General features: G+C 37.7%; 23 protein-coding genes. 14 read left to right on the top strand and 9 right to left on the bottom strand.

What is annotated here, in order from left to right; genetic code table 11:
• Positions 1–190 precede the first annotated feature (190 nt).
• Positions 191–574 carry an MAPEG family protein gene (locus tag AC27H3_RS02080; protein WP_487103330.1) on the bottom strand — a complete coding sequence of 128 codons (384 nt, stop codon included), beginning with the start codon at positions 572–574 and terminating at the stop codon, positions 191–193.
• 47 nt (positions 575–621) lie between these two features.
• Positions 622–3,093: a penicillin acylase family protein gene (locus AC27H3_RS02075; RefSeq protein ID WP_487103328.1), complete on the bottom strand. Its 2,472-nt coding sequence runs from the start codon at positions 3,091–3,093 to the stop codon at positions 622–624.
• Positions 3,094–3,309: 216 nt separating this feature from the next.
• Here AC27H3_RS02075 and AC27H3_RS02070 point away from each other — a divergent pair, with 216 nt between their 5' ends.
• The 7 genes from AC27H3_RS02070 (at position 3,310) to msrQ (ending at position 9,677) form a co-directional block, all read left to right on the top strand.
• Entirely contained in the window at positions 3,310–3,936 is a 627-nt protein-coding gene (locus tag AC27H3_RS02070; RefSeq protein WP_487103326.1) for a nucleotidyltransferase family protein, read from the top strand.
• Between the two features lie 86 nt (positions 3,937–4,022).
• Positions 4,023–4,493 (top strand): (2Fe-2S)-binding protein, encoded by a 471-nt coding sequence (locus AC27H3_RS02065; protein WP_487103324.1) that lies wholly within the window; start codon positions 4,023–4,025, stop codon positions 4,491–4,493.
• A gap of 2 nt (positions 4,494–4,495) precedes the next feature.
• The gene (locus AC27H3_RS02060; protein ID WP_487103323.1) at positions 4,496–6,751 is read left to right on the top strand and encodes a xanthine dehydrogenase family protein molybdopterin-binding subunit; all 2,256 of its coding nucleotides are present in this window, start codon (positions 4,496–4,498) and stop codon (positions 6,749–6,751) included.
• Between the two features lie 164 nt (positions 6,752–6,915).
• Positions 6,916–7,467: a DUF2058 domain-containing protein gene (locus AC27H3_RS02055; RefSeq protein ID WP_487103321.1), complete on the top strand. Its 552-nt coding sequence runs from the start codon at positions 6,916–6,918 to the stop codon at positions 7,465–7,467.
• A gap of 55 nt (positions 7,468–7,522) precedes the next feature.
• Complete coding sequence (locus AC27H3_RS02050) at positions 7,523–7,885, top strand: glutaredoxin family protein (protein ID WP_085301346.1); 363 nt, start codon at positions 7,523–7,525, stop codon at positions 7,883–7,885.
• Positions 7,886–8,028: 143 nt separating this feature from the next.
• On the top strand, positions 8,029–9,039 hold the full coding sequence (gene msrP / locus AC27H3_RS02045; RefSeq protein ID WP_487103319.1) for a protein-methionine-sulfoxide reductase catalytic subunit MsrP: 1,011 nt from the start codon (positions 8,029–8,031) through the stop codon (positions 9,037–9,039).
• Positions 9,039–9,677 (top strand): protein-methionine-sulfoxide reductase heme-binding subunit MsrQ, encoded by a 639-nt coding sequence (gene msrQ, locus AC27H3_RS02040; protein ID WP_487103318.1) that lies wholly within the window; start codon positions 9,039–9,041, stop codon positions 9,675–9,677. The genes msrP and msrQ overlap by 1 nt, the downstream gene beginning before the upstream one ends.
• Before the next feature lie 148 nt (positions 9,678–9,825).
• On the opposite strand, the gene AC27H3_RS02035 is transcribed toward msrQ, so the two are convergent.
• Positions 9,826–10,107: a peptidylprolyl isomerase gene (locus tag AC27H3_RS02035; protein WP_487103316.1), complete on the bottom strand. Its 282-nt coding sequence runs from the start codon at positions 10,105–10,107 to the stop codon at positions 9,826–9,828.
• 297 nt (positions 10,108–10,404) lie between these two features.
• Here AC27H3_RS02035 and AC27H3_RS02030 point away from each other — a divergent pair, with 297 nt between their 5' ends.
• The 4 genes from AC27H3_RS02030 (at position 10,405) to AC27H3_RS02015 (ending at position 13,607) form a co-directional block, all read left to right on the top strand.
• A complete protein-coding gene (locus AC27H3_RS02030) occupies positions 10,405–11,298 on the top strand; it encodes a hydrogen peroxide-inducible genes activator (protein ID WP_487103314.1) in 894 nt (297 codons plus the stop codon).
• 73 nt (positions 11,299–11,371) lie between these two features.
• Positions 11,372–11,923, top strand: a complete 552-nt coding sequence (locus AC27H3_RS02025; protein ID WP_487103312.1) for an RNA polymerase sigma factor — start codon at positions 11,372–11,374, stop codon at positions 11,921–11,923.
• Positions 11,913–12,650, top strand: a complete 738-nt coding sequence (locus AC27H3_RS02020; protein ID WP_487103310.1) for a hypothetical protein — start codon at positions 11,913–11,915, stop codon at positions 12,648–12,650. The genes AC27H3_RS02025 and AC27H3_RS02020 overlap by 11 nt, the downstream gene beginning before the upstream one ends.
• A gap of 3 nt (positions 12,651–12,653) precedes the next feature.
• A complete protein-coding gene (locus AC27H3_RS02015) occupies positions 12,654–13,607 on the top strand; it encodes a hypothetical protein (protein ID WP_487103308.1) in 954 nt (317 codons plus the stop codon).
• Between the two features lie 114 nt (positions 13,608–13,721).
• Here AC27H3_RS02015 and AC27H3_RS02010 read toward each other — a convergent pair whose 3' ends face one another.
• The 5 genes from AC27H3_RS02010 to AC27H3_RS01990 form a co-directional block, all read right to left on the bottom strand.
• Positions 13,722–14,204 (bottom strand): hypothetical protein, encoded by a 483-nt coding sequence (locus AC27H3_RS02010; protein WP_487103307.1) that lies wholly within the window; start codon positions 14,202–14,204, stop codon positions 13,722–13,724.
• Positions 14,205–14,657: 453 nt separating this feature from the next.
• Entirely contained in the window at positions 14,658–16,832 is a 2,175-nt protein-coding gene (locus AC27H3_RS02005; RefSeq protein ID WP_487103305.1) for a malate synthase G, read from the bottom strand.
• Between the two features lie 384 nt (positions 16,833–17,216).
• Positions 17,217–17,933 (bottom strand): LrgB family protein, encoded by a 717-nt coding sequence (locus AC27H3_RS02000; protein WP_085301356.1) that lies wholly within the window; start codon positions 17,931–17,933, stop codon positions 17,217–17,219.
• Entirely contained in the window at positions 17,923–18,279 is a 357-nt protein-coding gene (locus AC27H3_RS01995; RefSeq protein ID WP_487103303.1) for a CidA/LrgA family protein, read from the bottom strand. The genes AC27H3_RS02000 and AC27H3_RS01995 overlap by 11 nt, the downstream gene beginning before the upstream one ends.
• Positions 18,280–18,355: 76 nt before the next feature.
• A complete protein-coding gene (locus AC27H3_RS01990) occupies positions 18,356–19,291 on the bottom strand; it encodes a LysR family transcriptional regulator (protein ID WP_487103302.1) in 936 nt (311 codons plus the stop codon).
• A gap of 342 nt (positions 19,292–19,633) precedes the next feature.
• Here AC27H3_RS01990 and AC27H3_RS01985 point away from each other — a divergent pair, with 342 nt between their 5' ends.
• The gene (locus AC27H3_RS01985) at positions 19,634–21,220 is read left to right on the top strand and encodes an isocitrate lyase (RefSeq protein ID WP_487103301.1); all 1,587 of its coding nucleotides are present in this window, start codon (positions 19,634–19,636) and stop codon (positions 21,218–21,220) included.
• Between the two features lie 423 nt (positions 21,221–21,643).
• Entirely contained in the window at positions 21,644–24,256 is a 2,613-nt protein-coding gene (locus AC27H3_RS01980) for a TonB-dependent receptor plug domain-containing protein (RefSeq protein ID WP_487103299.1), read from the top strand.
• Positions 24,257–24,405: 149 nt separating this feature from the next.
• On the opposite strand, the gene AC27H3_RS01975 is transcribed toward AC27H3_RS01980, so the two are convergent.
• Positions 24,406–25,239, bottom strand: coding sequence for a helix-turn-helix domain-containing protein (locus AC27H3_RS01975; protein WP_487103297.1), 834 nt, complete (start codon positions 25,237–25,239; stop codon positions 24,406–24,408).
• A 194-nt stretch (positions 25,240–25,433) separates the two neighbouring features.
• On the opposite strand from AC27H3_RS01975, the gene AC27H3_RS01970 reads away from it, so the two are divergent.
• The gene (locus AC27H3_RS01970) at positions 25,434–26,102 is read left to right on the top strand and encodes a glutathione S-transferase family protein (protein WP_487103295.1); all 669 of its coding nucleotides are present in this window, start codon (positions 25,434–25,436) and stop codon (positions 26,100–26,102) included.
• The last annotated feature ends 133 nt before the right edge of the window (positions 26,103–26,235 follow it).

Raw genomic sequence — 26,235 nt, 5'->3', positions numbered from 1 at the left:
AGAGAAAAGGTGGTTTTGTCATTTGCATAGCCTTACTTTAGCCACCATCAAGCAAGAGTACAACCGTTTCTTTATGCCTATTTTTAACTTACAGGATAAAAAAAGCTTATAGGCTGAATTTAATAGCCAGTATCTCATTGGAGGTCGCTTGAGCTTTGTTGTGTTCAACTGAGCGTTAAACCAGATAAAACTAAATACAAAAGTAGATAATGCTGAAAGAACTAATAATTCCAACAGCCCATAACAAACTTCGAATTATCGCGACATTGAGTAAATAAGCAATATGATAAAGTACGCGTGCTACAACATGTGTTATTGCTAACTGCTCGATAAAAGTGCCGGTATTTTGTGTTGTTATTGATAACAATATTGCTGGCGCAAATATAATAAGCGACTCAAAGGCATTTTGATGCCCAGCACAAGCTCTAGCCCCAAAGCCAGTTAGTTTTGCTTGCTGGGCGCGAGGATGGTTGTTGTCGTAACCGCCGAGTTTATTCATGGCAACAGCCATTGGTATTTTAGCTAAGTAAGGCAATAATGCTGCGATAAATAAGCAAACAATTAGTGTTGTCATCATTCTTCCTTTTATGTAAGTTATATGTGTAGGTTAGTTATAAATGGCTAATAACTTAACAATGTTAATGTGTATTTACTTGGGCCTGGGAGGAAAGGTGTTGCTTCTCCTTTAACCCAACTTTCATGGCCTAAACCGTAATAGGGACTCCAAGGGTGACCAGATTGACTCGTCGGCATATGAAAAATTCCGTTTTCTTCATGACCTGGAGAAACTGCCATACGTTGCGATGCACCAAATGATTGACCTTGCACTCTTGGCATATAACTATCACCTGGTAACTCAACCTCAGGCATATCTAGCCACTGTCCGATAAAAGGGACTGCACGGCTTAAAGGATGCTGAATTTTACTGATATTTTGCTTGCCCCAAGTCGCATCTTTAAGTGACGTTGATGTGGTCATATCGGCTAGCGTTTTTTCTAAGCTGGTTTCAAATAATGCCGCCCAGCTATCGTGACCATGCCAAAGGAAATTTTCAGGTTGTTGATTAACTAACTGCCATAAAGGTGTTTCTATTTGGTGACGTATAGTGTTAAAGCTATAACTATTATCTAGTTTGGTCATATGCTCATTGAAAATTTCGAACAGCTGATCCCTAAGGTTTAATCGGAAGTTTCTGACTAAGCGATAGGCAACAGAGTTAGTGCTGGCAGATAAGTTTTCAATATCAACAATACTTTTAATTTCACGCCATTTTTCATCTTTGGCGAGCATAGAATCGTTAAGTACTTCAGTTAATAAAAAACCTTGCCAACGAAATAGAAACATTGCGCTGTCATCTAAACCAATATTGAGTATGTCTTGCTCATCGAATGTAGTTTTAGCGTTAAGACTTTGCTTTATTTGAGTAGAGCGAGCGCCGATAGCATAACCACCGTTACCTATTTTTTTGAGCATTTCTGCACCGACTACACGCGAGTTTGCGGTCCATAATCGAGCATTTTTAGGGTTGATGACTTTGGGATATTCTGCAGATGATAAAGGGGCCAACCATTTGTTTTTTCCATTGGCCCAAGAGGTTGGGATTTCACCAAAAACAGCGCTGCGTTGTGGAATGGGCCCCATTATGGTCCAGGCAATGTTACCTTGTTTATCCCCTACCATTAAGTTTTGTGCTGGCATGCCTGCACGTGCTGCAATTGCGATGGCCTGTTCAACATTTTTCGCAGTTTCAAATTCAGTTATAGCCATGTTTACGGCAGTTTTGTCATGCGCTATCCAACGATATGCTAGTAATTGGCCTTGCTCATTTTCACCAATAACAGGCCCCCAAATGGTGTCTGAAAGTGTAATGTTAATGGCTTCTTGGCCTTTTACTGCGATAATTTGTTTACGCTCATTAAAGCTTTTATATCCGTCGGGTGTTAAATATTGGCTATTATCAGCATTAGTTTCAAGCACAATAACATCGCTCCAATCACCGTAGCTGTTGGTAAAACCCCAAGCTATATGACCATTACTGCCAATAATAATGTTAGGGGTGCCAGGCAAAGTTGCACCGGTAACTTTTACCTGAGTTTGGTCATCTGCTTGGTATTCAAAAGAAGCCCTAAACCAAGTATTAGGTACTCTTATACCTAAGTGCATATCATTAGCGACAATAGCACTACCTGTTGCACTTAAGTTACCGCCCACAGCCCAATTGTTAGAGCCTGGAAAAGCTTCGCTTTGTGTTGATTCGTAGCTGTTAAGTGGTGATGTAATGCCAGCAGCAAAAATGTGTTTATTTTCTGCAATAGCTTTTGGGAAATAGGGGCGAGTAATCATCCCTTCAATATTGGTTAACGCTATATGCTCACTTGACGCTGAAGGCCAAGGCATTTTGGGTAGTGGTGACGATGAAAATTCGGTGCCATCGATGGCAGCATCCCATTGGCTGCCCTTGGGGTTTAGAAATGCAAATACCTCAGGACTTAATAGCGAGTGTAATAAACCTAAAGTACGCTCTCGCTTACCATCTTGATATTGTAAATCTATATACATACTGAAGACACTTAAGATGGTATCTTCTTCTTGCCATTCTACGGGGTCTTGGCGAAGTAGTAAGTATTCAAAAGGTGCAGCTTTGAGATATTTTAATCCTTGGTTTACCCCGCGAGAGTAGGCTTTTAACAGGGCCGAATCGGCCGCTGATAATTGGTTGACTATTACACTAGCGCGTTCCCTAAAGCGATGGCGACGTATTTCGCTGTCATAGTCGATTGCCGCTGCGCCAAATAAGCTAGAAAGCTCACCAGCTGAGTTTCGACGTAATAAGTCCATTTGAAAAAAGCGCTCTTGAGCATGAATAAAACCTGTTGCTATTGCAATATCCAAACGGTTATCAGCTTTTATTGTTGCAACACCTTGAGCATCTCGCTCTACGGTAGCGGTAGCAGATAAACCATACAGTGTTTTATTGCCATTTAATTGCGGTAGAGCACTGTCAATTTGGCTATATATCCACGTACCAGCAGTCGCAAGAACCAAGAGCAGAACGCATAATATGCCAATGAATATGTTTTTTAAATTTTTCATTACAATAAGCAAAACCAAAATTGAGATAAGTTAGAGTACCTTAAAACAATTGAAGTTTGAATCTTGTGCTAGATCCTTTTTGAGCTATGTCGTTAAAATATTTATGAATATCGCTAAAACAAAAGCTATTAGCTGTTTTACCCTATTGCATTATATAGTGATATGATTATTTAATTGTTTCTCTAAGCGCTAAGTTGATAAGGATAGTTGCTGACAATGACATCTAATGAACAAAGTAATGTTGCCATTATCGTGTTGGCGGCTGGGCAGTCTTCTCGCTTAGGGCAAATGAAACAGTTAGTGTCGATTAAAGGCAAAAGCTTAATTGAAAATCAATTAGAACAAGCGTTAAAAGTGTCTAATAAGGTCTATTGTGTTTTAGGTTTTAATGCCGATGAAATTAAGTCTAGAATTAACCATTTACCTATAAAAACTATTATTAATCATAACTTTTTTGATGGAATGGCATCTTCAATTGCTGCTGGTGTTTCGGCTTTACCTGCAGATACAAGTGCAGCTATGATTGTGTTAGTTGACCAGTGGCAATTAACTTCATTTGATTTGAACAACCATATATCTAATTGGCAAATAAACTCTGATGTCATTGTTGTTGCACAAAGCACTGAGACTTCGAAACAAGTGGGCCGTGAAAACATCGGTCCACCGGTTATATTTCCTCAACAATATTTTTCTGAATTAATAGCCTTAACAGGCAATAAAGGCGCAAAGCCATTATTAGCGAAATACAATGATAAATTATTAAAAGTTCCTCTTGAACAGGCGTTTTTCGATTTAGACACGCCTGAGCAGTTAAGTAATATGTATAAAGAATTGGGCAAATAAATAAACACAGTTAAGCAGGCGTGATAAAGTATTTATCTAACGCTTTACTCATTGTTAGTGACGATTAAAATTAAGGAAAAGATGGCATGATCACCTTGAATATTAACGGTAAAGAACATCAATTTAATGATGATGGCAATATGCCATTGTTATGGGCATTAAGAGACATTTTAAAATATACTGGGACTAAATACGGTTGTGGTAAAGGCTTATGTGGCGCTTGTACTGTTCACGTTGACGGCCAACCTGTACGCTCTTGTGTTATGCCAGTATCTGCTTTAGCTAATGTAAAAATTACCACGATTGAAGGCTTGTCTGAGCAAGGAGACCATCCGGTTCAACAAGCTTGGCAAGATTTGAATGTTGTACAATGTGGTTACTGCCAATCAGGGCAAATAATGTCAGCAGTCGCATTATTAGAGCGAGAGCCAAACCCAAACGATAAAGATATCGAACTTGCCATGAGTGGTAATATTTGTCGTTGTGGTACTTATCAACGAGTTAAACAAGCGATTCATCTTGCTGCAGATTTAGCCACTGAAGTTAAAGGGAGCTAACCATGAAACATATTGAAAATGTTAGTCGCCGTAGCTTCTTGAAAAAATTCGGCATGAGTTCAACAGCATTAGTCTTGGGCGTCCAATTACCGTCAATGTTAACCATACCCAAAGCGTTAGCGGGCGTTACCAGTTCAGATACCTTCTCGCCGAGTGTCTATGTGCAAGTTAGTGCTGATAATATTGTGAGTATTGTTGTACATAGATCTGAAATGGGCCAGGGGATCAGAACCAGTATTCCAATGATTGTTGCTGATGAAATCGGCGCAGATTGGCAAAAAATAGCGGTTGTACAAGGTCTAGGTGATAAAAAATATGGTAGCCAAAATACCGATGGTTCACGTTCTGTAAGACGTTTTTACCAGCCGTTACGTGAAGCTGGCGCTGCTGCCCGCATGATGCTGCAACAAGCCGCAGCTGAGCAGTGGCAAGTTGATGTAAGTGAAACCCTTGCAACAAATAGCACTATTGTGCACACAAAGTCAGACCGAGTATTAACTTTTGGTAGCTTAGTGTCAGCGGCAAGTAAGTTAACATTGCCTGAGCAATCTGATTTGATTTTAAAGGCTAAAAAAGATTTTAATCTTATTGGTAAATCCGATGTAGCACTTGTCGATGGTAAGAAAATTGCCACTGGCCAAACTACCTATGGTTTTGATGTTGAACTCGAGAATATGCAATACGCGGTTATTGCCAGACCACCTGTATTAGGCGCTAAAGTTAAATCGTTCAATAGCGATGCAGCAAAAGCTATTGCCGGTGTGATTGATGTTGTTCAAATGCCTGACTTAGAAGAGCCCGCGCTATTCAAGCCGTTAGGTGGAGTTGCGGTTATCGCAAAAAATACTTGGGCAGCAATTAAAGGTCGTGAAGCTTTAGATATTCAATGGCATGAAAGTGCTCATAAAAGTTACAACAGCGCAAAATATAAAAAAGCTTTGGCTGAAAGTTGTGATAATCCAGCAAAAACATTACGCAGTAAAGGTAATGTAACTCAAGCACTTGTAGACGCTAAACAAGTAATTACAGCATCTTATTATGTGCCAGAGCTTATACACGTGCCTATGGAACCACCTGCAGCAACGGCTCATTATCATGATGGAATTTTTGATATTTGGGCATGTACGCAAACACCGCAATCAGCACAAGGTACTGTGGCACAAATATTAGCTGTAGCGCCAGAAAATGTGAATATTAACGTAACTTTACTAGGTGGCGGTTTTGGTCGTAAATCTAAGCCAGATTTTGTTGTTGAAGCAGCAATATTATCTAAGCAGCTAAATGTGCCAGTTAAAGTTATGTGGACACGAGAAGACGAAGTTAAAAATGGTTATTACCATGCGGTGAGTTATCAAAAATTAATGGCCGGCATTGATGAAAATAACCAAGTAACTGCGTGGCAACATCATGTGGCCGAGCCGCCGATTGGCTCAACATTTAGTAAAGGAGCAGACTTAATTGGCTCAGAAGCAAGTTTAGGTCTTGTTGATATGCCATATGATATTGCTAATGTAAGTTGCGCCATTGGTAAAGCTCCGGCACATACGCGAATTGGCTGGATGCGTTCAGTAACCAATATCAACCACGTTTTTGCGATTAGTTCATTTATTGATGAGCTAGCACAAGCGAAAGGCGTAGACAGTAAAGACAACTTAATCAACATGCTAGGTTCGGATCGTAAAATTGATTTTGCACAAGAGAATGCCGACTACAGCAATTACGGTGAAACATTAGAGAAGTTTCCGGTTGATACTGCTCGTATGAAAGCCGTAATTGAAAAAGCCAGTAAAATGGCAAAGTGGGGAAGAAGTCTTCCTAAAGGTCATGGTCTTGGCATTGCTATGCACCGAAGCTTTGTAAGTTATGTGGCATGTGTTGTTGAAGTTTCAGAAAACAGTGATGGCAAAGTTAAAGTTCATGACGTTTGGATGGCGGTAGATTGTGGTTTAGCGGTCAACCCTGAGCGTATTCGCTCACAAATGGAAGGTGCTGCTATCTTTGCATTATCATTAACATTTTATAGTGAACTTACCGCTAAAAATGGGGTAATTGAGCAAAACAATTTTGACGATTATCAAGTCGCTAGAATTGCCGATGCACCAACCACGCATGTTGAAATTATTGCCAGCGATGCACCTCCAGGTGGTGTTGGTGAGCCTGGCGTTCCGCCAATTGCTCCGGCTATTTGCAATGCAATATTTAATGCCACCGGCAAACGTTATCGAGAATTACCCTTGAAAAAGTATGGTATTGTTTAATTAATCAGCATGCAGTTTAGCCCATCTATTAGTTAGGCTATTGTTAAGTCATTTAAAAAGCAGCACTTTTGCTGCTTTTTTATTGAATGCTGTTAAATAACCAATGAACTGATAAAATACTGACAATTTATATATTCAATTAACAAGCTAGCGCAGGAAAATAGATGGCTTCTTTACAAGATCAATTGTTAAAAGCAGGTTTAACGACCAAACAAAAAGCTCGACAAGCAAATAGCGACAAACGCAAAACCGGCAAACAAAAGCGCAGTGGCGTAAAGGTTGATGCCAGCTTACAAGAACAAGTCAAACAAGATCTTGAGCTAGCAAAAAAAGAAAAGCTTGCTCGCGATACTGCTTTAAATAACGAGAAAAAGTCAGCACTAGTTGCTAAAGAGCAGCAGCTAAGAATTTTACAAATTTTAAAGCATCACCAAGTTACTAATGTAAATGGTGAAGCCGAGTACAATTACACGTTTAATAGTAAAATTAAAAAATTATTTGTTGATAATGTTACACATAAAGCACTGGTTAATGGTCGTTTAGCATTATGTGGAGTTGATGAAACTACCTATATTGTAACTTCAGAAACGGCAGAAAAAGTGTCGAGTTTAGATGCTAGCGTTATTTTGGTGCAAAACACTAAAGTTGTTGAAGACGTTGTTGCTGAAGATGACCCTTATGCAGAGTTCCAAATCCCAGATGATATGATGTGGTAATAACCTTAGTATATAATTTTTAGTTTATTTCTTTAACAGTGAGCACAGCTTTATTATGTTTTTAATTCGTTGGCCGATTGGCCGTTTAATTTTGTTATTAAACTTTATATTTTCACCAAGTTCGCCAAAACGTTCACCGCAACTACAAAAAGAAGTTGATGCGGGTACAGCCCATTTAAGCTTATATCAACTTCCTGCTTGTCCTTTTTGTGTTAAAACTCGTCGTGCTATGAAGCGATTAGGTTTAAATATTGAATTGCGCAACATTAATCAGAATGAACAATACCGAGAAGAGTTAATTAACGAAGGCGGAAAAAGAACAGTACCTTGCTTGAAAATTATTAATCAAGATCAATCTGTTACCTGGATGTATGAGTCAAGTGACATTATTGACTATTTAGCAAAATTTTCTCGTTAGATTAGTTTTACAGACTGATTTAGTTTTATTACGAATTTTTTTATCCATTCTTTGGTCTATCTATACTGAACCGATGAAATAAGGCTCGCTTTGTGATCTCTTATTTCATCTGGTTAGTATAATTAGGTCTATTAGGGGTAAATATGTTAATTAAAACTAGAAAAAGCTACCAACTGTCTGAACAGCAAGTAACAGATGAGTCCGTTTACCACTCAAGGCGCGATCTTTTAAAAAAGCTTGGTTACCTTGGTGCCGGCAGCCTATTGGCACAATCGGCTGCATCTCAAGCCAGTCCAATTGATTTTTTTAGTAGCAAAAAAGACACCGTATTTCAGCGTCATGCGCTTACCTATGCAAAAGCTGAAGAGTCCTCACAAATTCTAACCCCTGAAGCCAAAATAACCACGCATAATAATTTTTATGAATTTGGTACTAATAAAGGCGACCCAGTAGAAAACGCTCAAGATTTCAACGTTAACCCGTGGCAATTAAAAATTTCGGGAGAAGTCGATAAACCTTACACCTTAGGCTACGATGATCTTTTCAAACGCTTTCCTCTAGAAGAACGCATCTACCGTTTACGTTGTGTTGAAGCCTGGTCTATGGTTGTTCCTTGGGTCGGTTTTGGTTTAGCACAATTAATTAAACAGGCTGCTCCTAACTCAAAAGCTAAATATGTCGCTTTTGAAACTTTGTATGATCCTAAGCAAATGCCAGGGCAAGAAAGCCGCAGAATTGGCGGTGGCGTGCAATACCCGTATGTAGAAGGGTTACGCATTGATGAAGCGATGACCCCACTTACCTTTATGAGTGTGGGTTTATACGGTAAAACGCTCCCAGCTCAAAATGGCGCGCCTATTCGTTTAGTTGTGCCTTGGAAGTATGGCTTTAAAAGTATTAAGTCAATTGTTGGCATAAAGTTGGTTGAACACAAACCGCCAACCACTTGGAATATTCTGGCTAAGAATGAATATGGCTTTTATGCCAATGTTAATCCTGAAGTCGATCATCCTCGCTGGAGCCAAGCCAGTGAAAGGCGTATTACCACTGGTGGTTTATTTGCACGAAACCGCATCGCCACTTTGCCTTTTAATGGCTATGGTGAAGAAGTTGCTCAATTGTATAAAGGCATGGATTTAAGGAAAAACTATTAGTGGCAGCAAGTGCAAATACGACCAAGCAAGTAACATTTAAAAGCGTATTTTTACGTAATAGAGTGTTACTGCTTAAAATTGCCATTCATTTAATGGCTTTTTTACCTTTATTTGGGCTTTATTTTTTGGCCTTTACTGAACAACTTGGCGCAGATCCCGTAGAAGAAGTTATTCACTTTACTGGTATCGGTGCTTTTAATTTACTGCTTCTTTCATTAATGATATCGCCGATTGCTAAAAAATTTAGGCAAGGATATTTAGTGCAAACTAGACGGCTTATCGGCTTGTATAGTTTTACTTATGCTTGCTTGCATTTACTGAATTTTTTGGCTTTTGAAGTACAATTTGACCTAAAGTTATTTTTTAATGAAATACTCGACAGACCTTACATAACCGTAGGTATGGCTGCATTAATAATTCTTCTTTCTTTAGCTGTAACATCGATAACTGCACTGAGAAGGAGAATGGGGCAGAAGTGGCAAAAACTACATAACTGGGTTTATATTGCCGCTTTGCTCATCACCTTACACTTTTTTTGGTCGGTAAAGTCTGACATTGTTGAGCCCATGATTTATTTTACTATCGCGGTATTTCTTTTAGCTTTACGCAAAGACAAAATAAAACGTTGGTTTAAATAGCAGCTACTTTTACAATGCTTAAGTGAGAGTTAAAGGTTGAGAGTTAAAGGTTGAGGGTTTAACTAAAGCTTCAGATACAAAAAAGCGAAAGTGCTTACTTTCGCTTTTAATACTCAAAAAGAGCAGTGATATTCTAACTTATCGAACATTACTCGCTACGAGCAGTTACTTCAAGTAAGTGATAACCAAATTGTGTTTTCACTGGTCCTTGTACTTCATTCAATGGAGCTGAAAATACAACTTGATCAAACTCTTGTACCATTTGGCCGCGACCAAAAGAGCCTAATGCGCCACCTTGTGCTTTAGAAGGACAGTTTGAGTGGGCTTGTGCAACGGCGGCGAAATCTTCACCGGCTGCGATTTGTTGTTTTAATGTTAGACATTGCTCTTCAGTATCTACCAACAAATGACGTGCTGACGCTCTTAACATTTTATTACCTCTTATTTATTTACATATCTCAAGACTTTAGCGTATTTTTTTTTAAAATCATAGATTCATTTTATTAAAATACATTTCTAAATGTTTCAAAACGTATAGATAATATATTGAGTAAATAAGCCCGTGAATGTGGTCTTGATGCAGCCATTTTAATATTAATATTGTCTATAGCATTAATTGTTATCGATTTAATTAATTGAAATACACCTCATTGATAAGTTAAATTATTCAGGTGTTAAATTTGTTTGCAAAAGCTAATTACTGAAAATCATAATAAATGAGCCTGTCATGTACTTACCCAACCTGAAACATTTACGCTATTTAGTTGCACTGCATCAGCATCAACATTTTCATAAAGCTGCACAGGCTTGCTTTGTTAGCCAATCAACATTGAGCAGTGCAATTTTGAAACTTGAACAGCAGCTTAATTGTCAGCTAATTGAACGAGACAACAAGTCTTTTTTATTTACTAGCCAAGGCAATGAGTTTGTTGAAAAAGCCCGTAAGCTGTTAGTAGATGCTAATGACCTAGTAAATAGCGCGAAACAACAAGGTCAAAGTGATGGCGGTGTATTTAATATTGGTTGTATACCTACCATTGCTCCCTATTTATTGACCGATTTAGTACCCGCTTGTAAACGCGAGTTAGCTAATTTACGAATTTATTTTCGAGAAGACACTACTGACAATCTATTAAATATGCTTAAAAATGGTGAACTCGATGTTGTTATTTTAGCTTTACCGATAGCACAAAGGGGTTTTGAAAGTGAGGTGGTAGGTAAAGATCACTTCTATGCTGCTGGTGATCCAAAATTAATGACGAGCTTTTGCCCAAAGCAAGATTATCAATGCTTACCTGAGCATAGCGTGTTTTTATTATCAAATGAGCACTGCTTAACTAAACATGCTTTATCTGCTTGTAAGTTAGCAGATACCAGCCGTATTAACGCTTTCTCAGCTTCAAGCCTAGCGACTTTGGTGCAAATGACCGCGTATCATCAAGGCTTTACCTTTCTACCTGAAATGGCGGTTAAAAAAGGCTTCTCTAAAGCTGAAGGTTTAACGATTGAAAAACTCTCAGGTGATGTTTATCGAGAAATCGCCTTAATGCGTCGTTCAACCAGTGCAGCCACTCCGGTTTATCAAAAATTATCCGCCATATTAGTTAATTTATTAAAATAGTTTGAAAACTTTCAAACTATTTTCACGCCCGGCTCTACCTTTAATATAAGAAGATAAATAAATAGGACATTGCGTGTTTGAGAGAAGCGATGAAACGCTAGTAAAACAAGCGCTAAAAGGCAAAAAATCAGCTTGGATTACCTTAGTAAAGCGGTATGAAAAAAATCTATACAATTACACACTGCGCATGGTGAGTAACCCTGATGATGCCTTAGATTTAATGCAAGATGTTTTTATGGCAGTATTTCGTAATTTAGCGTCGTTTCGTGGCGATAGTCCATTTAAAGGCTGGCTGTTTAAAATTGCACATTATCGTTGCATTGAATTTTATCGTCGAAAAAAGCCCACGCAATCTTTAAATGATACACCCGAACAAGAAGAACAGAGTAGCGATGCTTGCCCTGAGGCACACTTTTATTCAGGACAACAATCAAGCGCTCTGCATAAAGCACTAAAAACTTTACCGCTAAATCAAAAACTAGTGGTGGAGCTGAAATTTTTTCAACACTGTACTTTTGATGAAATTGCTAAGCAGCTGGGAATTTCTGTTAATACGGTAAAGTCACGTTTGTACAGTGCTTTAGATAAATTAAAAGATCATTTGGAGTTAGAACATGTCAAATAATGACTCAAAGCAAGTGCCAAACAAAAACGCGAACAAAGCTGAATCAACAGAGCAAGCTTTTGCTGATTGGCTAGATGATAAGTCAATTGATTGTCCGACAGATAATGAATCGTTATGGCAAGAACGTAAAAATACCGTTAATGCAATTGAACACCAAGTCGCCATGTCTATTGATGAAAAAGTGCCAGAGTGGGACCGAGCCAGTGGCTTTGAAAGTGATAAAATCCCTTTTTGGCAATGGCGAGGTTTACCTGCATTATCAATGGCATTTTCTATTCTCGCGTTAGCACTAGTGGTGTTTAAAGTTGAATTAGTCATTCAAGACAATGGAATATTACTGAGTTTTGCCGGTAGTAATAATAAGATACAAGAGCAAAACCTGGCTAAGTTAGTTGATCAGCGTTTACAAAGTTTTGCTCAAGAGCAACAAGTGGTTTTAGCGAATTACGCCGCCGATATTAAGGTTAAGCAGCAAGATAATAATTTACAACTGGCCAGTTATATCATGGGCGCTTCTCGACAAGAACGAAAAGAAGATTTGGGTGACTTTATTCAGTACATCAATGCTGAACGAAAAGATGAGTTACTGGAGCAAAAAATTAAGTATCAGGCGCTAGAGCAAGCAATTAAATATAACAACGCTTATCAAAGTGGCAATGTTAAAGGCTATGGATTACAGCAAGGTGAAGCCATAAGTACCCCTGCAAATTGGACAACTGAGGAATAAAGAATGAAGAAATTTAACCTATTATCATCGAGCGTAGTATTACCTTGTTTATTTATGTCGACAGCATTATTTGCTGCACAAAAGAATGCAGAGCAATATTCAGGTTTGTACAAACAAATGTCAATTATGAGCGATATTATTAAGTCATCGGTTACAGACCAATCGACAGATCAGTTATCAAAAATAAATAGTATTGAAAGTACTTATTTACGCGGCCAAGGTGTTGTTTTTACTATTAGCTCTGCGGCAAGTAATAGCCAATGGGGAAACTATAGTTTTAATTTTTCTATGCCTGAAATGCCTGCTATGCCAGAGATTCCAGCTGCACCAATAGCGCCAGAGGCTAATCAAGACTTTCATGAAAAATTTGATATTGATATTAATCAAACCGTTAGTCAGGCGATGGAGTCGGCAGCTGTTGGCTATGAAAGAATAGTAGAGATTTTTGAGCATAACCGCGATAAAACCAGAGAGTTAAGAGAAGAACAACGCGAACTTGCTTATGATTTAAGAGATCTTGAGCGAGAAAAGCGAGATTTAAATTATCAGTTTGCTCGCGCCAGTGATGAACGTAAAGTCGAGCTCAAACAAGATCTAGAACAACTTGCAAAACAAGAAGTTAAATTACTCGCAGATAAACAAAAAATTACCGATAAGGCTAATGCATTAGCCGTTAAGCAAAAAGCTGAGCAAGTTAAGAAAATAAAAGAGCGTTCGCAGTACTTTCAAGAATTAACAGTCAAGTTAAGTGAAACCCTGTGCTTATATGGTAATGGTTTGAAAGAGTTACCTAAAAATGAACATGTTAGTGTTATTTTAAAGTCGGCAGGGGAAAAATCAGCAGGCCGATATAAAGATAGTATTTTGGTATTTTCTAAGCAAGATATTGCTAGTTGTTCAGCAGATAAAATAACGGCGACAACATTAATCGATAAAAGCCAAGTTTATCAATTTTAATGATATGAAAATTAGCCAATAATGCTGAGTTAGTATATTTATTATAACGAAAAAAAACCGCTAATTAGCGGTTTTTTTGTGTAATGACATGGCTATATAAAGCTTATTAACGACTTAGTTAACGCTTTCTATAATAAAGCTCACTTTTCTTTTCTGATTTATGTCTTTGTTATTATCTTTATTTTCAACAGCTTTGGAAGAAAAGTTAAAGTAGGCGATAACTTGCTGCAGTTTATCATTAAATTTTGCTGCAAATTCAAAGAAGGAATTTTTGTTCTCAAGTTTTCGAGGAACTATGCTAGAAAAGTCAGCGACTTTAATACCCACCATAGGTTGTTGTGACGTTTGAGAAGCTTGTTTTACATTGATATTTTTATATTTATTATAGACTTCGCTAGTGATGGCAGGATAAGCGAATTTACTCGACTCATCGATGGCAGGTAAAGATACTTTGAAAGTAACCACTTGCTTAGTTAAGTTTGTATTTAGTTTCTGTTTTATTCTTTTTTCTGCGTAGGCTGTTGAGCAATAAAGGAAAAATACGCTAAAACCAACAAGTAATGGAACCACTAATTTGGGGGTAAATTGTATTGTCATTTTGTATTCCTCATCACATTTATATCCTGAATCAATCCTTGATTTCTTTATCGTACCATTATGTTACAAATTAATATAGATAATGACTTGTGTTTACGCGAGAACAATAAGATAGATGGTTTATTTTATCAGACCAATAACGATGGCTTTAATATTAAGATGTTTTAACTCGATAATTTTAGGCTTAACTGAGTAATAGGTTAGGTATAAAAAGCTGAGTTTGGAATCTCACATTGTAGAGGGAAGTTTGAAGGGCAAGTTAATAGAAAACTATCTGCAGGTTAAGGACAGGCAATCGATTATTTAATAACGTACTAAAGTAAATAAAGTATTAAAGTAAATAAAGTATTAAAGTAAATAACGGTATTTTTTATTAAAAAATTTCCCGGTAGCTAAGGATAACTTCATTCTTAACTACCAGAAAATTTAGTCGGCTTTATTGCTTTTACGTTATTATTTAGCTTGGGCTTTATACAGCAATCTATTTTTGTGTAATAAAGGCTCTGTATATCCGTTAGGCTGTTTATGGCCTTGAAGTACTAGTGCCAGAGCTGTTTGAAAAGCAACATTGTTGTCAAAGTTAGAAGACATTGCATGATATTGTTTATCATGTTGATTTTGTTGATCAACAACGGCTGCCATTTTTTTCAAACTTGCCAGTACTTGTTCTGGCGTACAAATATTATGTTGCAACCAATTTGCCATATGTTGGCTTGAAATACGCAGTGTTGCACGATCTTCCATTAAGCCAACATTATTAATGTCAGGTACTTTTGAACAGCCAACACCTTGATCAATCCAACGCACAACATAACCTAAAATACCTTGCGAATTATTGTCCAATTCATCAGAGATTTCTTGTTCCGTCCACTGCGTGTTTTCAGCTAAAGGTATGGTTAATATGTCGTCTACATTGGCAGGAACACGCGCTTTAAGTGCTTGCTGTAGTTGCAGAACATTAACTTTGTGATAATGCAAAGCATGTAATGTAGCAGCCGTTGGCGATGGCACCCAAGCAGTATTTGCACCGGCTTTTACATGATTAATTTTTGTTGCCAGCATATTAGCCATTTGATCAGGTATCGGCCACATGCCTTTGCCTATTTGTGCTTTACCACTAAAGCCACAGGCTAGACCAACATCAACGTTATTGTCTTCATAAGCGGTTATCCATTTTGTTAACTTGATATCTGCTTTTCTAGCCATAACACCAGCAGCCATAGAGGTATGAATTTCGTCACCGGTTCTGTCTAAAAAGCCAGTGTTAATAAATACAACGCGCTCTTTTGCCTGATAAATACAGGCTTTAAGGTTAACACTGGTGCGGCGCTCTTCATCCATTATGCCCATTTTTAAGGTGTTACGTGGCAAGGTTAATAGGTCTTCTACACGATCAAATAGCTCGTTAGCGAATGCAACTTCTTCCGGCCCATGCATTTTAGGCTTAACAATGTAAACAGAGCCTGTTTCACTGTTGCGCAGGGTATTTTTTTGCTTAACGTCATAAATTGAAATTAATGACGTAATAACCGCGTCCATAATACCTTCAGGCACTTCATTATTGTTTTGATCAATAATGGCGTTATTGGTCATCAAGTGGCCAACATTACGCACGAACATTAAGCTGCGCGCTTTTAATTGAGCTTCTTTGTTATCAAGAGTTTGATAGGTTTTATCTGCATGCATTAAACGGGTTTGTTGCTTGCCGGCTTTTTCAAATGTTTCAGATAAAGTGCCTTGATTTAAGCCTAACCAGTTTTGATAGGCAATTACCTTGTCTGCAGCATCAACAGCGGCAACAGAGTCTTCGCAGTCCATAATAGTAGTAATGGCTGACTCCATTGCAATGTCACTCATACCGGCTTGATCGCTTTTTGCAATAGTATTGTTTTGATCAAACTCAATAATAAAGTGTAAATCGTGATGTTTAAAAACTAACTCACTAGGCGATGCTTGCTCACCATTAAAACCGATAAATAAATTAGTTTGCGATAATCTTGCTGAGTCGCCATTTGTTAATGTTACAACTAATTCACCCTCAACAACTTGATAACGCTTGGCATTGATATGCGAACCATGGTTTAACGGGATAGTTTGATCTAAAAATTCGCGTGCAAATGCGATAACTTTCTTACCGCGAACGGGGTTGTAAGCTTTAGTTTTTTCGCTGCCATTTTCTTCAGTTATAACGTCTGAACCATATAATGCGTCATATAAACTGCCCCAACGAGCATTAACAGCATTTAAAGCAAAACGTGCATTCATAACCGGTACTACCAGTTGTGGACCTGCAATAGTCGCAAGTTCTGCATCGACATTGGTGGTTGTTATAGTGAAGTCGTCAACTGGGGCGGAAAGGTAGCCAATTTTAGTTAAAAATTGTTTGTAGTCAGAAAAGTTAAAATTATCTCCCTGATGGTCTTGATGATAGGCGGTTACTTGTTGTTGTAAATCATCGCGTTTTAATAATAACTGTTTATTTTTGGGCGCTAATTCAGCTATAAGTTTGCCAAAGCCAGACCAAAAGGTATCTTCAGGCAGCGCAGTACCAGGAAGCACTTGTTGGTTAACAAAGTTATAAAGTTCTTCTGCTACCTGCAAATTTGCGATTGAAATTCTGTTTGTCATGGGACACCTATTTTGAAAGTTTGGAAGAAAGTATTCTTTTTTTAATACATTTACGTAAAACCACTACCTGCAATGTAGAAATAATGTGAAGTTGATGCAATAGCTGCAATTTAATGGTTTAGCCGACAAAGATAGATTTATAACTACTTTAACAAAATGAAATTTTATAACTTATTGTTAAGTATAGGATAAAATTAATACCTATTATTTTTTAAATACCATTATTCATACTATTGTTTGTTGTGATTTTTGCTATTTATTTTATGAATTATCTTGATTGAGTAATATTAAAAGTTTTTATCGTATTGGTAAGAGAAATTACATTGCTCATAAACACGTGGCCGATGAAATGACTGTAATGAAAAGCTATTTACATTCATTTAGCTATAAAAGCGTAACTAAAAAATTAATAATAAATGGGCTAAATGTAGCGGTAATAACCGCTGAAACAATTAATGCTAATGAGCTATACGCAGCATGTTCATAACTAATATTACTCACCGTGGCTGTGCCGATAGCATGACTTGCTGCGCCAATGGCTAAACCTTGCGCTTTTGGTGAATTAACATTTATAAATTTTAACCAAGGAGGGCCAACTAAAGCGCCAAAAAATCCGGCTAGGATAATGGCAAAAGCGGTTATAGCGGTATTGCCATCTAATTGTCCTGCAATGGCAATAGCAATGGGAGTAGTAACTGACTTTAAGGCCAAAGCAACCGCAATTGTGTAATCGCCAATTAATAGCATAGTAACTACAAAACTTGTAACAATGGCAATAAATGCGCCTATGCAAAGTACCAATAAAATACTTTTCCATTGCTTAGTAATTGTTGATAAATGTTGATAAAGCGGAAACCCTAGCGCCACAACGGCAGGTTCAAGTAAGGCGTTTAAAAACCAAGAACTGGCAAAGTAGTGATCAAAGCTAATATTTTGCCATAGCAAAAATGACATAATAACTAAAATACTAACCAACATTGGCTGTAGCCAAATGGCATTTAATTTGCGTTGAAAAACAGCGACAAATTGAAATAGGGCAATAGTCGCCACTACCGCGAAAATTGAAGATAATAAATGATGATTTAATAACTCAGCTAACATGTGAGCCCTCATCATCATTGTCATCTTGAACGTTGGCGTAACGCTGGTAATGTAGGCCGACGATAGTCAGTAGAATAAAGGTGGTTATAAAAGTAATCATGACAATGGTGATGCCAAATTGCCTGATCAAGTCGAAATGATTCATAATGCCGACACCGGCAGGTACAAAGCATACGCCCATATGTTTTACGCCCCACACTACACTGTCTTTAATACGGTCGGCATCAAAAATGCGTACGTGCAATGTTAGTGTAAAGAGCATTAAACCATATAAACTCCCCGGTAATAAAGGAGCATAAAAAGCACAGACTTTACCCAAAGCAACACAACTTAATATGGTAAACATACTATATAAAACATTGAATACTTTGTGTTTAAACTTGTTCAAAATATCTCACAACCCGGGTGCACTTAACGTTTAGTTAACCTTCATTTGCCGCTTCAATTACTAGTTGTCTAAACCAAATATGGCTAGCGTCATGATGTAAAAGTGGGCTCCAGATCATTTTAAGTTCTATGTCAGGAATATCAAATGGCGGTTTTAGTACGGTGTAATTAGCATCATTTTTATGAATCAAAGCTGCACGCGTAGGTAGTGTGGCGACTAACTCATCTTCAAGTGCTAATTGCATGGCAACATGGTAATTACGGGTAAATACTTTAATGTCACGCTGCTTGCCTAAACGCGCTAACGCTTCATCAACCCAACCCAATTTTTGTACATCTTTTGGATCCATACCAACACCAACACCAAAGCCTGTTTTAGAAACCCAAACATGTTTGGCATCAAGATAGGTATTGAGGTTGAACTTTGATACTACTGGGTTATCAGCACTTAACAAACAAGAAAATGTATCTCGCCAAATCGTTTTCTGATGGAACGATTGTGGTAATTCATCAAAACGGTTAATCGCCATATCAATTTTACCGGCTTCAACGTCGTGAAAATTAACATCACTTGGCGTCATAATATCAATGGTGACATTAGGCGCTATTTGATTAATACGTTTTAATAATTTTGGTAATAAAGTTGAAGCGGCGTAATCACTTGCCATTAAACGAAAAACTCGTTGGCTATTTAGCTCGTTAAACTCTTCTTCACCTTGTAGCGCTTCTTCTAACTCTAATAAAATTTTACGAATAGCTGGCCCTAAAGCGCGGGCACGTTCAGTGGGTACCATGCCGTCAGATGTTCTGACTAAAATAGGATCACTAAATAGTGTACGTAGGCGCTTTAATCCATTACTCATGGCTGGTTGAGTAATATTTAACTGGCCAGCAGCGCGAGTAACATTTTTTTCTCTAAGTAATACATCAAGATAAATCAGCAAATTTAAATCAATTTTCGAGATATTCATAAAATTAATCATCTAATACAAAAACATAACTAAGATATATGTCATGGCTAATGTTGATAATCAAGTAAATTTATATACAAAATAAATTAAATATCGCCTTTTTATCATAAAAAAAGCCATGGTAAATATTCTTAGTTATTGAATTTGTTAAGCTATTTTATATTCGCATTTAGAGTTAATACACTATTATTTTCTTTGTGAATGGCAGGTATGCTAATTATATATTTTATTTATTTTGATAGGTTGGTTTAGTATTTATGTTGTTCGGTGTGACAGCTTACATAGCGAGTTACACTATAAAGTATTTACATACTGTCAGTTATAATTTTTGGAGAAAGTAATATGTCTAATTACCAAAGTGCAATAGAAGCAGTTAAAGCGATTAAAGAAAAAGCTGGCAGTTCTTGGGATGCCATCAATCCTGAATCAATAGCGCGTATGCGTGCTCAAAATAAATTTAAAACAGGTTTAGATATAGCACAATACACAGCAGATATTATGCGTCGTGATATGGCTGCGTATGATGCTGATAGTTCTAAATACACACAATCGTTAGGTTGCTGGCATGGTTTTATTGGCCAACAAAAAATGATTTCTATTAAGAAACATTTTGCAGGCCAAACTGACCGCCGTTACTTGTACCTTTCTGGTTGGATGGTTGCTGCACTTCGCAGTGAGTTTGGTCCTTTGCCTGACCAATCAATGCATGAGAAAACTTCAGTAGCTTCTTTAGTTGAAGAGTTATACACCTTTTTACGCCAAGCAGATGCCCGTGAATTGGGTGGTCTTTTCCGTGAATTAGATGCAGCAGCAGAAGGCGACAAAGCGGCAATTCAAGATAAAATTGATAACCATGTAACTCACGTTGTGCCAATTATTGCTGATATAGATGCTGGTTTTGGTAATGCTGAAGCCACTTACCTAATGGCTAAGCAAATGATTGAAGCAGGTGCCTGTGCACTACAAATTGAAAACCAAGTTGCTGATGAAAAACAATGTGGACATCAAGATGGTAAAGTAACTGTACCTCATGCAGATTTTCATTCTAAAATTCGTGCATTACGCCATGCTTTCCTAGAACTTGGTATCGACAACGGTATTATTGTTTCTCGTACCGACTCTGAAGGTGCTGGTTTAACAAAAGAAATCGCGGTTGTTAAAGAGCCTGGCGATCAAGGTGATATCTATAACTCTTTCTTAGACGTTGAAGAAATTGACGTAGCAGACATGGCTGAAGGCGATGTATGTTTTAACCGTAATGGTAAACTTGTTCGTCCTAAGCGCCTACCTTCTGGTTTATACCAATTCCGTCCAGGTACTGGTGAAGAGCGTTGTGTATTTGACAGCATTGAAGCCATAAAAGCGGGCGCAGATTTACTTTGGATTGAAACTGCAACACCAAACGTAGCTGATATTACCGCTATGATGAACGAAGTACGTAAAGAAATTCCAAATGCTAAGTTAGTTTATAACAACAGCCCATCGTTTAACTGGACGCTTAACTTCCGTCAACAAGCCTACGACGCTATGGTTGAAGCTGGTAAAGATGTATCTGCTTATGTACGAGCTGACTTAATGAATGTTGATTATGACAATACAGAATTAGCAACATTAGCCGATGATAAAATCCGTAGTTTCCAATCAGACACAGCACGTGAAGCGGGTATTTTCCATCACTTAATTACCTTGCCAACGTACCATACAGCGGCGTTATCTACAGACAACCTTGCTAAAGAATACTTTGGTGATGCAGCTATGTTAGGTTATGTAGAAGGTGTACAACGTAAAGAAATTCGTCAAGGTATTGCCTGTGTTAAACATCAAAACATGTCTGGTTCAGACATGGGTGATGATCACAAAGAATACTTTGCTGGTGAAAACGCACTTAAAGCAGGTGGCGCTAAAAACACCTCTAACCAGTTTTCATAAGTACCAACATCATTATTGATGTCGAAAACAGACCCAACCAAAAAATATTGTGTTAAAGCAATAAGATCGAAAGTGGCGAGCTTTTAGCTCAAAACTCAAGAAAAGCAAAATCCGATGAACTTGTTCATCGGATTTTTTTTTATCTTAATAATCTCTCGACAGTTAATTTGTTTTTACTGGCGCTAAAACTCCGATAAATTTCGTAGTTTATATTTATTGGTTACATTACTTTACATTTTTATGAAGAGAACTCTGTGGTTTACCTGTTAAAAAGTCATTTGATTTGTTATAAAAATCTAATGACTTTGTTCATTTGTGTAATCAAGTTAAATAGTGTTTTAACAAAGTTATGTTAATAAAATGTTATAAAATACAAGTCATTATAAAAACATAGAAATATAAAAACATATAAAGGAAGATAAAATGAAAGTTTCAAATAGTCGTAAACATACACTCGCACTCAGCATCGCTGCAGCTTTATTTGCCTCTCAAAGTCATGTTGTAATCGCCGCCGAAAAAGACAGTGTAGAGCGAATAGAAATTACAGGTTCACACATTAAAAGAACTGACATGGAAGGGCCTTCGCCATTAACATCTTTAAGTGCAGAAGATATTGCCAATAGCGGCGTTACTGACCTAATAGGACTTTTTACTAAGCTACCTATGGCTGGGCAAGGCACATTTTCAACACAAGGGAATAGCAGTGACAATACCAGTAATGGTGGCTCAAGTGTGTCGTTACGTGGTTTGGGCGCAGATTCAACATTAATACTTGTGAATGGTCGCCGTGTTTCGGTTTCTCCATTTGCCAATAATATCGACACGGCGTTTGTTGATATTAACAATATTCCATTAGCGGCAATTAAGCGTGTTGATATTTTAAAAGATGGCGCATCAGCTACCTATGGCTCAGATGCTGTTGCTGGTGTTATTAACATCGTGTTACGTGACGATGTTGAAGGAGCAGAACTTTCAGCAAAATTTGGTGATACTGCCGACGGTGGTGGGGAAGAAAAAAGCATTAGCCTTGTTTGGGGTAACTCAACCGAAAAAAGTAGCCATACTTTTGCACTAGATTACTTTGATCGTGAAGAAATTCTTTATGCTGATCGCGACTATTCAAAATCAGCGAACCAAAGTGCTTTAAGACCTAACGACCCATTTGCCACTGACTTTAGAAGTTCATCAGGATTCCCAGGTACTATTGCTTTAAAAGATGACTCAACTATTCGTATGCCAGATACGTTTGGCAATGATGTTTGTGCGCCTGAAGATATTATTGGCAACCTGTGTGGTTATGACTATGCACCTGTAATGACCTCAGTGCCTGCTACTGAGCGTGCTAGCTTTATCTACATGGGTAAATATGAAATAAACGACAACCTACGTGGTTTTGCTGAATTAAATGGCCAACACTCTAAAACCACCATTCGTGGTGCTGGTAGCCCAAGCTTTAATGAGTTATTTATGTCGGGCGATAATATAAATCACCCATTTGCCGACATGCCAGATCATGCTTTTTATCAGCAAGATTTAACCATGCGTCGACGTATGCTAGATATTGGTAACCGTGAAAAACGCGTAACGTCAGACTACTACCGTTCAATTATTGGCCTACAGGGTGAATTAAAAGATTGGAGTTGGGAAATTGCCTATAACTACATTAAAAGCACATCGACAGAACGTGGTGTAAATGGTTTTCCTAACTCTCGCCGTACTCAAGAAGCTATTGATAGCGGTTTATGGAACCCGTTTGAACCATCAAGCAACAGTCAAGAAGCATTAGACTTTATTGAAACCACAACAACACGTATTGGTAAATCAACCAGTAAGTCATTCGACGGTAAAATCAGTGGTTCAGTCATGGAAATGGAACATGGTGAACTTGGTTTAGCTGTTGGTGTTGAATACCGTGAAGAAAGTATTAGCGATAACCCTGATGATCAATTTTTACGTGGTGAAGTGTTTGGTACTGAAGCAACACAAGCAAATGGTAAACGTAACAACACTTCAATTTTTGCCGAATTAGCTATTCCAGTTCTAGATACTTTAGAAGTACAGGTTGCTGTACGTCATGAAGATTACAGTGACTTTGGTACTACAACCGACCCTAAAGTTGCCTTTATTTGGCAACCAACTGAATCATTATCATTACGTGGTTCATACGGAACCGCATTTAGAGCGCCTTCATTGCATCAAATTGGTTTAGGTAATACTGACGAGTCGCCTACTTTAGTTGACTCAGTGCGTTGTGCTGCGGTCGGACTTGATTGTGACCCGAAAGAGTATACAGCCGTATTATCAGGCAACGATGATTTAGGGCCTGAAGAGTCTAAAAGCTACAACTTAGGTTTAATTTATGAAGTTGCCGATAACCTAGATTTTTCAATCGACTATTATGATTATGATATTGAAAACGTAATCACTAAAGATACTCAGTTTAAGTTTAGTACTTTGGGTAATGATCCTACTGTTGTTGAGCGTTTACCTTCTACTATTGCTGGCGATCCAGGTGAAGTAGTTCGTATTTTTGATCAATATGAAAACATTGGTAACATCACCACTTCTGGTTTAGATATTGAAGCGAACTACGGCTTAGATACTGACATGGGCGAATTCAAATTTACCTACGTGGTAAATTATGTATTATCTTATGAAGACGCGCGTCCAAATGCCGATGGCTCTATGCGTATTGACACTCAAGAAGGTGACTTTGAGCAACCTGAAGTACGTTGGACATTCAACACTGCTTGGGTTCAAGGTGATTGGAACGCAAGTATGGCGATCAACTATATTGGCGCATTTAAACAAGATGCAGCCGTAGCTACTGAAGGAATGGGTGATGTTGACTCATGGACTACAGTTGATACTACAGTAAATTATATAGGTATTGAAAACACCACGTTAAGTCTTGGTGCGACAAACTTATTTAATGAAGAGCCGCCGTTTGCTTATCACGACTTTATGGGCTTTGTTAGTGGCACACATAATAGCCAAGGTCGTTTTGTATATGTTAAAGCAAGTTATAAGTTTTAAATAACCCTTAACAGTTCATAAATGCAAAAGCTCTTACCTAGGTGAGAGCTTTTTTTGTTATTTTATAAAAAGTTAAATCAAGTTAAGCCAAGTCTAATTAAGCCATTAAAACCCAGTTAACTTTTAAAGATATTTTGTTGTACAAATACTTAAGCTAATTTATTTATAATAGTAATATCTTGGTGGTTATTCATTTGCCTGAAAGCTCTGGGGGTAATACCGTAACGGCGTTTAAAATGTCGATAAAAATGACTTAAATTACTAAACCCAGCAGAAAAAGCTATTTCTGTAATATCTGCATTCGAACTTGCAAGTAAATTAGCCACAGCATCGCAGCGAACTTTGAGTAGGTAATCAATAACACTAAAGCCTGAATGCTGACGAAATTGTCGAGCGAAATGGCTTCTCGACATATTAACCTGCTTAGCTACCATCTCTAATGTTATATCTAATGCATAGTTACTATTTATCCAATTTTGCGCTTTGCTGATCCGCAATGACGCTAACTCATTGGTATTCTCTTCATAACCCGCACCGCTTATATGCGTAAACAATAACTTTAAGAATACAGCTTCTTTCAAGCTTGCGTGTAAAGGAGAAGCAGATTGAGGAATATTGACTAACTCTTTAGCTGCAGCCAACAAGGTGTTTGTGTTGTTATTCACACTTTTACTCGTGTTATTAATTAAAAACTTACCTGTTGATATGGTATTTAAGAACAACCGATTAGTTGGAGTTGATAAGCTGTCAAAAGTGGGTAGATCTATGCAGGCGAATAATAATGTTGTTTCAGCAGATTTAACAACGTTAATTGCATGGGAGTATTGTGCAGGAATAAAAACAGAATGACCCGGCGACAAGCTATAATATTCATCATTAAGTTGAATATTAACACTGCCTGTTAAGCAAATTATCATCTCATGAACATTATGGCTGTGTTGTTCAATGTTTTTCCTGAATAAAACGCTAGAGCTCCAGAGCATTTAAATAGTCCGATAGTACAAGTATTAGGTTCGATCCTATGCGACAGTAATAAATAAAGATACTAAAATAATGTCAAAATAGCACTATTGCACTTTATTTTATATTTAGCCGCTTGCTTAGTTAAGCTAACTCGCTGATTTTGGCTATATGGTCGCGAAAATTAAGTTATATATTTTACTAAATTGGAGAAACTATGATTGTTGTACATCATTTAAATAATTCAAGATCACAACGTGTGCTTTGGGCTTTAGAAGAGTTAGGCGTGCCATATGAAGTTAAGCATTATCAACGTGATTTAAAAACGAACTTAGCCCCTAAGAGTTTGAAAAAAGTGCACCCGCTTGGCAAGTCTCCGGTGATCACCGACGGTGATATAACGATTGCTGAGTCAGGTGCAATTGTTGAATACCTTGCGCAAACATACGGCGAAAATAAAATTTTACCTCAAGCGCATACCGAATCGCATCGCCAGTACTTATATTGGATGCACTTTGCTGAAGGTACATTAATGCAGCAATTATTGTTGAAACTTATTTTAGAAAAAACAGTGCAGCGATCATTACCTATTCTTGTTAAACCCATTGCCAAAGGCATAATGAAGAAAGTAATGGCGGGTTATGTTGGGCCAAATATTGCCGCTAACTTAACATTAATTGAAAACCACCTAAAAAATAACCAATGGTTTGCTGGTGAAGCGCTTTCAGGTGCCGATATTCAAATGAGCTTTCCATTAGAAGCGTGGGCCGCTAATAGAGGTGCTGATCAAAATTACCCAACAATTGTTGCATACGTAAAACGTTTTCAGGCGCGTGAAGCATATAAAAATGCCCTAAAAACCGGTGGCAGCTATGATTTTGCTTAGTGCTCAAAAGTAATAGCAATAAGATAAAGGTAAGTGGTTAGCCTATCGTTAATACACGATATAACTATTAATTATCACTTACCTTTTAATAACTTATCACTAATAAAACGTTAAGTAGCGAATTGTATTTGGC

This window comes from Colwellia sp. NW0002-52-1, assembly GCF_057550865.1.
This window is presented reverse-complemented; position numbering and strand designations above follow the sequence as displayed.